General features: G+C 60.7%; 13 protein-coding genes. 4 read left to right on the forward strand and 9 right to left on the reverse strand.

Annotated elements, in window-relative coordinates:
- Nucleotide 1 precedes the first annotated feature (1 nt).
- The 8 genes from F3H58_RS17400 to F3H58_RS17435 all read right to left on the reverse strand — a co-directional run bounded on the left by F3H58_RS17400 (nt 2) and on the right by F3H58_RS17435 (nt 8,827).
- Nucleotides 2–1,543 (reverse strand): hydantoinase/oxoprolinase N-terminal domain-containing protein, encoded by a 1,542-nt coding sequence (locus F3H58_RS17400; protein WP_149743052.1) that lies wholly within the window; start codon nt 1,541–1,543, stop codon nt 2–4.
- A gap of 95 nt (nt 1,544–1,638) precedes the next feature.
- Nucleotides 1,639–2,697 (reverse strand): ABC transporter ATP-binding protein, encoded by a 1,059-nt coding sequence (locus tag F3H58_RS17405; protein ID WP_149743053.1) that lies wholly within the window; start codon nt 2,695–2,697, stop codon nt 1,639–1,641.
- Nucleotides 2,698–2,768: 71 nt separating this feature from the next.
- The gene (locus tag F3H58_RS17410; RefSeq protein WP_286169694.1) at nt 2,769–3,872 is read right to left on the reverse strand and encodes a type 2 periplasmic-binding domain-containing protein; all 1,104 of its coding nucleotides are present in this window, start codon (nt 3,870–3,872) and stop codon (nt 2,769–2,771) included.
- A gap of 64 nt (nt 3,873–3,936) precedes the next feature.
- Nucleotides 3,937–4,740 (reverse strand): ABC transporter permease, encoded by an 804-nt coding sequence (locus tag F3H58_RS17415; protein ID WP_149743055.1) that lies wholly within the window; start codon nt 4,738–4,740, stop codon nt 3,937–3,939.
- The gene (locus F3H58_RS17420; RefSeq protein ID WP_149743056.1) at nt 4,740–5,678 is read right to left on the reverse strand and encodes an ABC transporter permease; all 939 of its coding nucleotides are present in this window, start codon (nt 5,676–5,678) and stop codon (nt 4,740–4,742) included. Before F3H58_RS17420 ends, F3H58_RS17415 begins: the two co-directional genes overlap by 1 nt.
- A 16-nt stretch (nt 5,679–5,694) precedes the next feature.
- Complete coding sequence (locus tag F3H58_RS17425) at nt 5,695–6,462, reverse strand: aspartate/glutamate racemase family protein (RefSeq protein WP_149743057.1); 768 nt, start codon at nt 6,460–6,462, stop codon at nt 5,695–5,697.
- Between the two features lie 340 nt (nt 6,463–6,802).
- Nucleotides 6,803–7,423 carry a nucleotidyltransferase domain-containing protein gene (locus F3H58_RS17430; protein ID WP_149743058.1) on the reverse strand — a complete coding sequence of 207 codons (621 nt, stop codon included), beginning with the start codon at nt 7,421–7,423 and terminating at the stop codon, nt 6,803–6,805.
- Between the two features lie 51 nt (nt 7,424–7,474).
- Complete coding sequence (locus F3H58_RS17435; protein ID WP_188128970.1) at nt 7,475–8,827, reverse strand: aminotransferase-like domain-containing protein; 1,353 nt, start codon at nt 8,825–8,827, stop codon at nt 7,475–7,477.
- Nucleotides 8,828–8,954: 127 nt separating this feature from the next.
- Here F3H58_RS17435 and F3H58_RS17440 point away from each other — a divergent pair, with 127 nt between their 5' ends.
- The 4 genes from F3H58_RS17440 to F3H58_RS17455 are packed head-to-tail and all read left to right on the forward strand — an operon-like array spanning nt 8,955 to nt 11,547.
- Entirely contained in the window at nt 8,955–9,359 is a 405-nt protein-coding gene (locus tag F3H58_RS17440; RefSeq protein ID WP_149743060.1) for a VOC family protein, read from the forward strand.
- Nucleotides 9,360–9,396: 37 nt separating this feature from the next.
- Nucleotides 9,397–10,026, forward strand: a complete 630-nt coding sequence (locus tag F3H58_RS17445; protein WP_149743061.1) for a LysE family translocator — start codon at nt 9,397–9,399, stop codon at nt 10,024–10,026.
- A gap of 51 nt (nt 10,027–10,077) precedes the next feature.
- Nucleotides 10,078–10,923 carry a PhzF family phenazine biosynthesis protein gene (locus tag F3H58_RS17450; RefSeq protein WP_149743062.1) on the forward strand — a complete coding sequence of 282 codons (846 nt, stop codon included), beginning with the start codon at nt 10,078–10,080 and terminating at the stop codon, nt 10,921–10,923.
- Nucleotides 10,924–10,950: 27 nt separating this feature from the next.
- Nucleotides 10,951–11,547, forward strand: a complete 597-nt coding sequence (locus F3H58_RS17455; RefSeq protein ID WP_149743063.1) for an NUDIX domain-containing protein — start codon at nt 10,951–10,953, stop codon at nt 11,545–11,547.
- A 112-nt stretch (nt 11,548–11,659) separates the two neighbouring features.
- On the opposite strand, the gene F3H58_RS17460 is transcribed toward F3H58_RS17455, so the two are convergent.
- Complete coding sequence (locus tag F3H58_RS17460; protein ID WP_149743064.1) at nt 11,660–12,547, reverse strand: LysR family transcriptional regulator; 888 nt, start codon at nt 12,545–12,547, stop codon at nt 11,660–11,662.
- Nucleotides 12,548–12,575 lie beyond the last annotated feature (28 nt).

A 12,575-nucleotide genomic window follows, 5' to 3' on the forward strand; every position in this document is an offset into this window, starting at 1 on the left:
CTCAACCGATCACCAGGTCGCCGACCGCCTTGACGCGGATGCGGGTGGCGCTGCCGGGCAGATAGGCAAGCGGCACTTCCTCGATATCCATGATCTTGACGGAGGCTGCAGTCGCTCCCGCCTTTACCGCCCGTTCAGAAGCCTCGGCCTTGGCGCTTGCCAGAACGGCGTCGCGCGAGGTGCCTTCCAGCGAGAAGATGCGGTCCACCTCGCCGCCCACCTGCGCGATGGCCGCACCGATGGCGTTGGCGACAGAGGCGTTTTGTGGCCTCAAGACTTTCGATGCCGAAGGAAGATCGCGCGACACCAGAATGGAGCCGCCACCCACCAGAATGACGGGGAGCGGATCGGCGCTGGTCTTCATGCGGTCCACGGCCTCATCGACCATGCGGTGCATGGTGTCCAGTGCGGTTTCGATGGTTTTTGCGGGAATATCCGCAACGCGGGAGCGGTCGCCAATATCCTCCAGACCGGCCGCCACGACGATATCCGTGGTTGTCAGCGTATCGCCGCCGAAAACCAGCGCCTTGCTGGTGATCTCGTAACCGACGGAATCGGGACCGATGCGCGCACCTTCGTCACGCACCAGCGAGCCGCCGCCAAGCCCGATGGCCAGCACGTCCGGCATGCGGAAATTGGTGCGCACACCGCCAATATCGACCGCAACCGCCGATTCTCGCGGAAAACCGTGAACGAGCATGCCGACATCCGATGTCGTGCCCCCAATATCCACCACCATGGCTTCCTTGACGCCCGCCAGCATGGCAGCACCACGCATGGAATTGGTGGGGCCGGAGGCGAAGGTGAGGACGGGATAACGCTCCACATAGTCGGGAGACATCAATGTTCCGTCGTTCTGGCTGATGAAAAAGGGCGCCTTGATGTCCAGTTCCTTCAGCGCGCTGCGGAAGGAGGAGACAACCTTACGGGAGAGCTCGGCCAGCGAGGCATTCATGATCGAGGCGTTTTCACGCTCAAGGAAACCCACCCTGCCGATTTCATGGCTGAGCGAGATGGCGATGTCGGGAACCGCGTCGCGCAGGATTTCGGCGGCGCGAAGCTCCATTTCCGGCGTGACCGGCGAAAAAACCGAGGTGATGGCCGCCGTCTTCAGGCCGCGTTCGCGCACGGTGGCGGCAACCTCCATCAATCCCTTTTCATCGAGAGGCGCGATGGTGCGCCCGTCGAATTCATGTCCGCCGCGCAGCATGAATGTGTGGCGGCCAAGCGTGTCGGCCAAGTCCTTCGGCCAGTCGGTCAGCGGCGGCAGGCCCTTGGTGGCCGGCAGGCCGAGGCGGATGGCGGCGACTTCCAGCAGGCGCTTGCGCTCGACCACGGCATTGGTGAAATGGGTCGTGCCGATCATCACCGCCTGAATTTGCGAGACGGATGCGCCCGTCATGCCGAGAAGCTTTTTCAGCACCGCCACGATGCCCGAGCCGACATCGGCCGTTGTCGGGCTTTTGCAGGCGCCGATGACCGCTGCCCCATCCATAAGGGCGGCGTCGGTATTCGTGCCACCCACATCAATGCCAATACGCATGTCTTTCTCCTGTCGATTGACAAGGGAAGGGCGCCTGCGCGGCCGGTCGCCGCACATTGCATCCTTTCCCGATTTTCTGGTTCCGGTGCCGGGCCTCAGGCCACCAGCACTTCGGATCGTTCCGGGTCCCACGTCACGCCGATCGCCTGTCCGGGCGACAGCCTGGCGAGATGGGACTGGTTCTGCCGCTCGGCGACGATATCCTGCCCGCCGACCGAAAGATGGTAACGGACAAGGGCGCCCTGATAGGTTTCCGAAACGACGGTTGCCGCAAGGCCGGTGCCGGCCTCGCCGATGATGATGTTCTCCGGCCTGACCACCAGCTTGACGGCCTTGCCTTCGGCAAAATTGTCGGATGGAAGCCGGGTCAGCGCCGTGCTGTCGCCGAAGCGGACCGCGAGTCTTTCGCCTTCGCGACCTCTCACCGTGGCATCGATGACGTTGGACTGGCCGATGAAGGTGGTGACAAAAAGCGTCTTCGGCCTTTCATAGATTTCCTGCGGCGTGCCCACCTGCTCAACTTTGGCTTTCTGCATCACGCCGATGCGGTCGGACATGGTGAGCGCCTCATCCTGATCGTGAGTCACGTAAACGGTAGTGATGCCGAGCTTCTTCTGCAGGTCCTTGATCCAGTATTTCATCTCCTCCCTCAGCGATTTGTCGAGCGCGGAAAGCGGTTCGTCAAGAAGCAGGATGCGCGGTTCGGTGACCAGCACGCGGGCAAGGGCCACACGCTGCTGCTGCCCGCCGGAGAGCTGGCGCTGATAGCGGTTTTCATATCCCATCAGCCCGACCTGGCGTAACGCGAAGGCGACGGAGCTGTCGATTTCCTCCCTGGATTTCTTGCGCAGCTTCAGGCCGAAGGCGATGTTTTCCGCCACGCTCATATGCGGAAAAATCGCATAGTTCTGGAAGACGATGCCGATGTCGCGCTTTTCGGGCGGCAGATGGGTGACATCATCCGATCCGATCAGAATCTGCCCCGATGATGGGCGGATGAAGCCGGCGATCATGCGCAATGTCGTCGACTTGCCGCAGCCGGAAGGTCCCAGCAGCGAGAAGAATTCGCCCTGCTCTATGTGCAGATCGATGCCCGCGACCGCGACATTGTCGCCATAGGATTTGACGAGGCTTTTTAGTTGAATATCCGACATCGGCTTCCGTTGTCCTTTCCCTCTGGGGCGTGGCCGGCGGGGCCGGCCACGACGTTCTGCGGGTGCGAGGGTCAGCCCGCGAAGATTTCGTTCACGGTCTCGACGATATCGTCTTCGTTTTCGAGATAGGCCTTCCAGTCCGGCAGCCAGAAATCCTTGGTGGCGTCGGCGCTGTTGACGATGCCGGCCTTGACGAGATTGTCCGGCAGGACGGCGTTGGAGACGGTGGGGCGCAGGTAGAATTCCTTGCCCATATTGGTCATGAAGGACGGCTCCAGCGCACGGTTGAGAAGCGCATAGGCAAGCTTCTTCTGGGTCGGCTCGGAATAGCGGCTGACCGTGTAGGTCTGGGTGAGGATCGGCTGAAGTTCCTTCCAGTACATCACGGCGAAGGGAGCGCCCTTGTCGCGGGCCTGCATCGGTTCGGCGTCGCTCTGTACCGCCATGACCACTTCACCGCGATCCATCAGCGTCTGCATGTTGCCGGTGAAATCCGAAATCTTGGCGGGCATCAATTCCTTCATCGCCTTGTAACCGGCATCGAGATCATACTGATCCTTGCCGAACAGCGAGCAGGCGACGAGGAAGAAGTCCATCTGCAGCGTGTTGGAGGTGATGTAGGTGCCGCGCTTGCCGGCGAATTCCGGCTTCCACATGTCCTTGAAGCTGGTCGGCGGCGGCGTGACGAGGTCGGTGCGATAGGCATGCACATACTGGTTGAAGGCCCAGGTGACGCCGACGCCGTTCGAGGTGGCGAAGGGCCAGAGATTTTTGCCGTTCGGCACATTGGGAAGGATTTCGGCGATCGTGTGGAAGAAATCGCCCGCCGCCGCCGTCTTGAACATTTCCGGCAGGTTCCAATTGGTGATGTCGAGCGGCGGTTTCTTCGGCCCGTTGGCGACGAATTTCGGAAACCACGGCCAGGTGGAATCATATTCGATCTTGCAGTTGAAGTCTTTCGCGAAGTCGGTCAGCAGATATTTGTGCACCAGTTCGCCCCAGGGGCCGCCCCATTCGCCTACCCGCAACACCGCGCCGCCGGCATCGAAAACGGAACCGTCATAGGTCACATCCTGCGAGAAGGCATGGTTGATGTTGAAGAGCGGCAAGGTTGCCGCTGCGGCACCCATCTTGAGGAGCCTGCGGCGGCCGGGATCGAATGTCATTCCTGTCATGTCCATGTTCCCCTTGTTTTTGAATCTATGGATACGGGTATTTCATTGAATGTCCGGCGGAGCCCTAGCCGCCGAAAATGCGCTTCAAATTGATGAGCCTGGAGGTTGCCACCATCGAGACGACGACGAGAAGGATGGCGAAGATGCCTGCCGCAGCCGCGGTGGGTTCGAAGGCGTAGCGCAGCGCCACATACATCGCCATCGGCAGCGTCTGCAGGTTTGGCGTCGAGAGAAACAGCGTCACCTCGAACTGGCCGAAGGAAATGATGAAGGCGAAGATGGTGCCCGCCGAGATGGCCGGCGAAATGATCTTCAGCGTCACGAGGCGGAAAGCGGTGAAGGGAGAGGCTCCGAGCGAGCGCGCCGCCTCTTCCAGGCTGCGGTCGAAGCCGACGAGTGCTGCGGTGACCGTGGCGATGACGAAGGGGCAGGTGACGATGACATGGCCGACGATCAGGCCCGCCATGCTCCGCGCCAGCCCGATGCCGGTGGTGACGTAAAACACATAGAGCGCAAGGCCAAGCACCACCCCCGGCAGGACGATGGGCATCATGAAAAAGGCGCGCAAAGGTGCGACAAGCCGGCCGGAGGAGCGCGTCAGGAAAAGGGCGGCCATGGTGCCTAGTACCGTCGAAATCGCTGTCGAGATGCCGGCAACGAGGAAGGAAACGCCATAGGCCGAAAGGAAGGTCGGCGAGGTCAGGAAGGCATAGATCCAGCGCAACGAAAAACCCTGAGGCGGAAAGGTCAGGTAGTCGCCGGCGTTCAGCCCGGACAGGATGACGATGATGACGGGGACCAGCAAAACCGTCAGCGTCAGGACCGACAGAAGCCTGAAAACAAGCGGAATGGATGATTCTTCACGCATCAGCTGCGCCCTCCCGTGGTGCGCATGGCAGCGCGGTGATAGACGGCGATCGCCATCAGGCTGGTGACGAAGAGCACCACGGCGATTGCCGCGCCGAATTGCCAGCGCCCGGTTTCCGCCACCTGCTGGTAGATGTGGATCGGCATGACCATGACCTTCCAGCCGCCCATCAGCGCCGGCACAACATAGGATGAAATGGCGAGTGCGAAGACCAGCAACGTGCCCGCCAGAATTCCCGGCATGGAAAGCGGCAGCACGATGGAGAAGAAGGCTCGCATGCGGGAGGCGCCAAGCGATCTGGCTGCTTCTTCCAGCGCCGGATGGATGGATTTGATGATGCCGATCAATGACAAGATCATGAAAGGCAGCGTGATTTGCACCAGCCCGACCACGACGCCGAAGATGTTGTACATCAGCGGCAGCGGCTGCGAAACGATGCCCATTCGGATGAGCGCGCCGTTGATGAGACCGTTATCGCCGAGAAGTACCATCAGCCCATAGAGCCGGATGACCATGTCGAGCTGCATGGACGATAATACGAGGATCATCAGCAGGGTGTTACGGCCGGGATTGACCGTTTTGGCGATGACATAGGCAAGCGGATATCCAAGCACCAGGCAGACGAGCGCCACCACGGCGGCAATGCCGACGGAACGCAAGATGGCCTCGTAATAGATGGCGCGGGTGAATATGCGCACGAAATTGTCGAAGGTGATTGCGCTCGACAATGTGATGACGCCGGCCACCGATTTGTTGAAGGCGAGGGCGAAAAGCGAGGCGGTGGGCACGACGAAAAAGGCGATGAAAAAAATCAGGGCGGGCAGCAGGAGCAGCCAGAAGCCGAAACCGTCATCGAAGCGTTTTCGCGCCGGCGGAACCTGAGCGAGGGGCAGGCCGTCCATCTGCTTGTCCGTTGTCGTCATTGCGGATACCGCCATGTTGCGTGGTCCCCCGTCATTCGGCCGCTTGCGGCAACATGGCCCTGTGCAGTGCGTCGTAGCCGATCAATTCCTTTTCCGGCGGTGCCGGATAGGTCGTCTTGCTCTGGGAAAGGCCGGCGCGGACGAGGCCGGCGGCAATGGAAACGGCTGTCGGGATGGGATCGACGACGGGAACGTCGATGCCCTCGGCAAGCAGCCCTTCATGCAGGCCGGCGGCGCATCCCATCAGGCCGGTGCAGCCGAAGATCAGGGCTTCCGCGCCGTCTTCCTCCACCGCCTTCCTGCCTTCCTCGACGAGGCGGCGGGCGGTGGCGGCAAGGTCCGTTTCGAGCTCCAGCACGGGAATATCGACACTGCGCACCGAGGCCAGCTTACTGGAAAGGCCACTAAGGGCGGCGGTGTTTTCAAAAGACGGGATCAGGCGGCGCATGACGGTGATGACGGAGAATTTGTGTCCCAGCATGGAAGCAACATGCATGCCGGTTTGGCATGGCCCGAGAACGACCATGCCGGAAATCTCCCGGGCCGGGCGCAGGCCGGGATCGCCCATGCAATCGATGATGACGGCATCGACGCCGTCACGTTCGGCGCGCGCTATTTCAAGCAGGGTGCCGGGAACGGACATCGCCGCCTCGAACTCGCTTTCGATCGAGCCCGGCCCGGTGGCTATTTCGGCGTGGGAAAGGCTGATGCCGGGATATTCCAGCGCCTTGAGATCCGCCAGCTTGCGAAAGCCGCGCGTTACGATGGGGGATACGACACGAACATGGATGTCACGCATTCTCGATATCTCCTTCAGCACCGCAACGACTTGCATATGCGGGCAAAACCAGGCCTGAAGCTGCGTATCCGACGCTTGCCGAGCCTCCGGTGACTGCGCCGCTTGTTCCGATGCCTTACGGTGCATCGGCTTGCCGCCGGACGAAAGAGCTTAGGCGAATAGGGGCTTCACTCTTTTGGGTGGGTAGTATGGCTGGTTTGAAAGCGCAGTACCTATCCGTTTAGATAGGTGCCGCTGCATAAAACAGATGCGCCTGCGATGTTTGACTAAACATTGGGCGATCAAAGTCGTAAAATGAGGCGCTTTTGGCGTTTCGCGAACCGTTTAACTGCAAGCGGGCTTACGGGAGGCGCAGCGCCCGCACCCAGTCGTGAGCCGGGTGCAGGCGGTCAAGGCATTCTCGCAGCCAGAGGCGTTCCGAAAGAGATAGCTTTGGCTGGGCGCTTGCGAAATCGTTCTCGTCCTTGGGGCGCCTGTGCTTTGCCTTGAACAGAAGCACGGCGGCGGGATTGAGATAAGGGATGCCGTCTGCGGTCAGCGACACCATTTCGATCCGAGGCCGCGTTACTTCCGGATTTCTCTTGTAAACCCACGTGTCATTCGTCCCCGGCTCGATCATCATATCGGCGCGCCAGCACCCGGCAGGGCGATCGAAGCACCATATTTGAAAAATCTCGGGAGCCGGGTGCTGGTCCGCCGGCAGCGGTTCGATAGTGCCATCGTTGACGGTATAGAACTCCATGTCACCCAGTTTCCGGCGAAAAATACTCAGATCTTCGCGCAGGACGGTGAATTCGAGATCGTCATGTTCGCGCGTCTTGCTCCCCTGCCACAGGTCGAGAGCCCAGCCGCCGACAACGCACCATGGCCGCGATACGCCGTCCAGTCGCTGGGACAGTTCGGCAGGGCTCCAGGGGTTCCACGCATTCTGGTCCGGCACAAGCGGGTGATCACTCATCATATACGGTCGCTTCCATGCAATTTTCGTATTGTCGTTTATTTGCCGGTGGCCTCAAGGCCAACGCTTCAGCAGCCCCGCCAGAAGCCTCAGCGCCTCCGTGAGATCGTCGAATGACGGGCCGCCGAGACAGAGCCGAATACCGCTCGCCGGATCGTCGGGATTCACCAGCATGGATTCGGGAGGGGTCAACTTGATACGCATCGCCGCAGCGGCGAATGCGAAACGATTGGCGGCGTCGCGTTCCATCGGCAGCCAGACGTTGTATGCATCGGGATGCGAGCCAAGCTGGTTCGTGCCGAGCAGTGAAACAGCCAGGCTGGAGCGCCGTCGGGCCTCATGGCGCAAGTCCCGCTGGATTGACGAGATGATGCCGGAGGTGAGCCAATCTCCAACCACCGCGCAGGAGAGTGTGGATGGGGCCATCGGCATGTCCTGCAGAAGGTCTTCGGCGGTGTCGTGCAGCCCTTCCGGCAATGCAAGCACGCCGATCTGCAGGCCGGGACCAAGGGACTTGGAGAGCCCGTTCACATGAAACGAGATTTCAGGAGCCAATGAGGCGAGCGGCGGCAAGGCCTCGGCCGATGCTGCATAAACACCGTCCTCGATGATCCATACGCCCGCCCGGCGGCAAATATCCGCAATGATCTGCCGCCGCGCTGCGCCCATGGTGACGGTTGTCGGATTATGCAGCGTCGGCGTCAGATATACTGCTGTGCCGTCACGCGACGTCGTGCCGGCGAGCGCTGCGGCAAGCGCTTCCGGCACCATGCCTTCGGCATCGATTTCAACGCCCTGCATCCGGTATCCTTTACGCCGGGCCAGTGCGATCGCGCCGGGATAGGTGATCCGTTCGGTCAGGAGCAGACCCTTCGGGCCGCAGGCGAGATCGAAGGCCAGGGCCAGCGCCTGGCGGGCGCCGCTTGTCAGCACCAGATGTGACGGATCGACGGTCAGGCCCAGCGTTTCGAGCCAGTGGGCCAGAATGCGGCGGTGTTCCAGATGTCCGGCGGGCGGGGCGTAAAGATTGATGTGATCCGCATCGATCCTGCGGGCGATCCCCGTTAGCGTTCTGGCCAGAATGCGGGCATTAAGCGTGGCCGGCGGCGCATTGGAGGAGAGGTCGAACTGCCCATCCTTGTGCGCCTCCTGAAGCGCCACGAATGTTCCCCGTCCCTTGACGCTGCGTGTCAGCCCGCGCCGTTCGAGAACTGAATAGGCTTTTGTCACCGTGCCAAGCCCCACCCCCAGTTTCCATGCGAGATCGCGATGGGCGGGCAGACGGTCGCCGCCCGTCAGCCGCCCCTCGATGATGTCATCGGCAAGCGCAAGCACCAGCCGCTCTGCGGCATTCGCCTCAATGTCTGCAAGACGGGGAGTCCAGGCGGATTGCAGCAGCACGATCATACCTTCGATAAAAGTGTCACGTTACACTATTTCAATAAACAGCAAGTGTAACATAGGCTATGACGAGGCTGATTGAAATCCACACTTTACGGCGGGCGGCGATCATGCGGCGTGCCTGGAGGATCGAATGTTCAGCCATGTGACCGTCGGAACGCGTGATCTTGAGCGGGCGGAACACTTCTACGATGCCGTGCTTGCCCCGCTCGGTCTGACGCAGCGGGTCGTTGCCCCGGATGGCGGGCCTGCGGCGCTTTGCTGGATAGGAGCACACTCCCCGTTGCCCCGGTTTTATGTCTATCGCCCTTTCAACGGCGAGCCGGCCACGGTTGGCAACGGCGGCATGGTCGCCTTTCTGGCATTGTCGAAAGAGGCGGTGGAGACGGCCCATGCCGGCGGCCTTGCGCATGGCGGCACGGATGAAGGAGGTCCGGGGCCACGCCCGCATTACGGAGACGGCTATTTTGGCGCCTATCTGCGTGACCCTGATGGCAACAAGGTCCACATCGTTCATCGCGGAGATCTCCAGCAATAGTGCTTGGAGAGGTGTCCTGTTTGCGGAGAAAATCGGAATGATCGTCAGCCAGATCGCCCTCGTCTACGGCACCTATATCGTCGCCACCGCCAGCCCGGGGCCGAGCAACATGGCGATCATGGGCACGGCGATGCGTGACGGCCGGCTGCCCGCCCTTGCTTTGGCGGCCGGTGTCATCAGCGGCTCACTCTTCTGGGCGATCCTTGCGGCGACGGGCATGTCCGCCGTGCTGGCGGCCTATGCCCAGGCGCTTTTCATCATCAAGATATTGGGCGGCATTTACCTGCTGTATCTGGCCTTTCGAGCGGGCCGGTCGGCCCTGAAGCCGGTCTCCGACCTTGCCGGGACGAATACCGGGCGTGCGACGCCGCCCTATCGGGCGCTCTACCGGCAGGGTCTCCTCATGCATATCGGAAACCCGAAGGCGATCATGGCCTGGATAGCGATCATGTCGCTGGGATTTCGCGAGGACGCGCCCGCGGGCATGTTGCCGGCGATCATTGGCGGCTGCGCCCTTCTCGGCATCATCGTGTTCGGAAGCTATGCAATTCTCTTTTCCACCGCCTCGATGATTGCGCTCTATACCAGATTTCGGCGCTGGATCGAATCCGTACTTTCTGCGGTATTTGCCGCCGCGGGGCTGAAATTGCTTCTCTGGCAGAATTGACAGGCCGACCCGTCCCCATTGCCAATCGATCCCAACCGAAAGAACCGTGTCATGACCTTCGAGATCCATATGATTGATGTATTCGGCTCCGGGCCGTTTTCCGGCAATCCGCTGGCGGTCGTCAGCGGTGCCGATGTTTTATCGACGGATGAAATGCAGCGATTGACGCGATGGTTCAACCTCTCCGAAACCACCTTCCTGCTGCGGCCCACCCACCCGCAGGCTGACTACCGGGTCAGGATATTCTCGCTGGACAGGGAGTTGCCCTTTGCCGGGCATCCCACACTGGGCAGCTGTCATGCCTGGCTCTCCGCCAATGGCATGCCCAGCAATGAAGCCGCTATCGTTCAGGAATGCGGCGCGGGGCTCGTCACGATCCGGCGCTCGCATGGACGACTTTGTTTTGCCGCTCCGCCGCTGATCCGTTCCGGCGCACCGACGCCGGTCGAACTGGAAGAGGCGCGCCAGCTCCTGGGGATCGAGGCTCGCGATATCATCGATGCCGCCTGGGTCGACAATGGCCCCGGCTGGCTCGGAATCAGGCTCGCATCGGCCGAAAAGGTGCTTGGCATCAAGCCGGCCCGCAGTTGGTCCCGCCACATCGATATCGGTGTGGTTGGTCCTCACGCGGAAGGCGGCGAAACCGCATTTGAAGTTCGCGCCTTCTTCAGCGATCATCTCGGCGTCATCGTCGAAGATCCCGTTACCGGAAGCCTCAACGCGTCTTTGGCGCAATGGTTGTTCGCGACGGGTGTGGCTGGTGAAGACTATGTCGCGGCGCAGGGGACGAGTCTTGGCCGCCGGGGCCGCATATACCTGACGCGCGATGATGCCGGCCAGATATGGGTTGGCGGCGAAACGCGCACGCATGTCGAAGGCCGGTTGCACGGCCTTTGAAAAGACAGATGAAAACGAGGTGACTTGATGAATGGTAATGTGTACCGCCCTATTTCCGAACGCGTATTGGCAGATGATTGGGGGCGGCTGACCAAGTATGAGTATGAGCTCAGGCTGAGGGATGGAAGCTGGCAAAGGCAGACCCGGGAGGCATATGATCGTGGTAACGGTGCAACATGCCTGCTGTACAATCCGGCAAGCGACACTGTCCTTCTGACCCGTCAGTTCCGGTTGCCGGTGCTTTTGAATGGCGGTCTGGAATCGTTGATCGAGACACCGGCGGGGCTGCTGGAGGGTGCTGACCCGGCAACGCGGATGCGTGCGGAATTGATGGAGGAAACCGGTTATGAGGTTTCCGAACTTACGCATTTGTTCGATATCTATATGAGTCCCGGATCGGTCACGGAATATCTGGCCTTTTTCTCCGGCGAATATGCCGAGAAACATAAGGTCGGGGCAGGTGGTGGTTCAGCGGACGAGGGCGAAGATATCGACGTGCTGGAAATCGCCTTGCCCGAGGCGATGCGGATGATCGGCCAGGGCGATATTCGCGATGCCAAGACGATCATTCTGCTCCAGCATCTTGCCATCCGGCTTTTGCAGGAAAAGGTCGCGGCACGCTGAACGATGCTCCCGGTCTGGCGCGGCAGCGCCGGATCAACCCGATCATCGTCCTGCAATTCAAAATCGCATGGGGAGCTCGTGTGGTTCTCCATGCCCTTTGCCGTCGGTAAGATCACCGGGCGAAAAGATTGGCGGCCATGTAGTCTACAAATGCTCTGACTTTTGGAGAAAGATATCGATTGGTCGGCCAGAGGACACGGAAGGTGCCTGTATCTGCCATATAGTCGTCCAGCAGCGATGCCAGTTTCCCCTGAGCAACTTCGGACGCCACGGCGAATGAGGGCAGGCATGTTATTCCGAATGATCGTTCTGCAAGGTAGATCAGGGGTTCCAGCGTGCTCGCAACGGTAGCGACCGGCAGATCGATCCTGATTTCCCGCCCTTCGCGAACCAGTGGCCAAGGCTCGAGCTTTCCGGAATTGGCGAAGCGATGGTGAAGGCAGCGGTGCCGGACAAGATCTTCCGGAATCTCAGGGCGTCCATGGGCCTCGAGGTAATCAGGCGCCGCCACGATACTGTGTCTGAACGTGCCGAGCTTGCGGCTCATCAGCCGTGTGTCCCTGATCTCTCCCGTTCGGATGACGGCGTCGAATCCCTCCTCGATGACATCAACCAGACGATCGGTAAAATCGAGGTCGAGGCTGATTTCGGGATATGCCTCCATGAAGGCGGATATCGTCGGCATCAGAAGCATGCCTGCCAGCGGCAGGCTCACGCGAAGCTGTCCGCGCGGGACCGCCTGCGATCTCGATAGCTGTGCCTGCACGGTCTCATATTCGGACTGGATGCGTCGGCATGTATCGAGGAAAAAACTTCCGTCCTCCGTCAGGGCCATGCTGCGCGTCGAGCGATTGAACAGCCTTACGCCCAGCTCCTCCTCCAGACGCGCAATAGCTTTTCCGACGGCGGATCCCGAGATGCCGAGGCGATGCCCGGCGGCCACGAAGCTTCCCGCTTCCGTCACCTGAATGAATATGCCGAGTGTTCCAAGCTTGTCCATGATGCCGCAATTAAGGAATTTTCGTCCG

Source organism: Rhizobium sp. NFACC06-2, assembly GCF_900101425.1.
Taxonomy (GTDB): domain Bacteria; phylum Pseudomonadota; class Alphaproteobacteria; order Rhizobiales; family Rhizobiaceae; genus Agrobacterium; species Agrobacterium leguminum.

Coding starts and splice junctions, on each gene's coding strand:
- F3H58_RS17455 (WP_149743063.1), top strand. CDS start 10,951: ATGAATGGTAATGTGTACCGCCCTATTTCCGAACGCGTATTGGCAGAT.
- F3H58_RS17405 (WP_149743053.1), bottom strand. CDS start 2,697: ATGTCGGATATTCAACTAAAAAGCCTCGTCAAATCCTATGGCGACAAT.
- F3H58_RS17430 (WP_149743058.1), bottom strand. CDS start 7,423: ATGATGAGTGATCACCCGCTTGTGCCGGACCAGAATGCGTGGAACCCC.
- F3H58_RS17460 (WP_149743064.1), bottom strand. CDS start 12,547: ATGGACAAGCTTGGAACACTCGGCATATTCATTCAGGTGACGGAAGCG.
- F3H58_RS17400 (WP_149743052.1), bottom strand. CDS start 1,543: ATGCGTATTGGCATTGATGTGGGTGGCACGAATACCGACGCCGCCCTT.
- F3H58_RS17415 (WP_149743055.1), bottom strand. CDS start 4,740: ATGCGTGAAGAATCATCCATTCCGCTTGTTTTCAGGCTTCTGTCGGTC.
- F3H58_RS17435 (WP_188128970.1), bottom strand. CDS start 8,827: ATGATCGTGCTGCTGCAATCCGCCTGGACTCCCCGTCTTGCAGACATT.
- F3H58_RS17450 (WP_149743062.1), top strand. CDS start 10,078: ATGACCTTCGAGATCCATATGATTGATGTATTCGGCTCCGGGCCGTTT.
- F3H58_RS17440 (WP_149743060.1), top strand. CDS start 8,955: ATGTTCAGCCATGTGACCGTCGGAACGCGTGATCTTGAGCGGGCGGAA.
- F3H58_RS17445 (WP_149743061.1), top strand. CDS start 9,397: ATGATCGTCAGCCAGATCGCCCTCGTCTACGGCACCTATATCGTCGCC.
- F3H58_RS17410 (WP_286169694.1), bottom strand. CDS start 3,872: ATGACAGGAATGACATTCGATCCCGGCCGCCGCAGGCTCCTCAAGATG.
- F3H58_RS17425 (WP_149743057.1), bottom strand. CDS start 6,462: ATGCGTGACATCCATGTTCGTGTCGTATCCCCCATCGTAACGCGCGGC.
- F3H58_RS17420 (WP_149743056.1), bottom strand. CDS start 5,678: ATGGCGGTATCCGCAATGACGACAACGGACAAGCAGATGGACGGCCTG.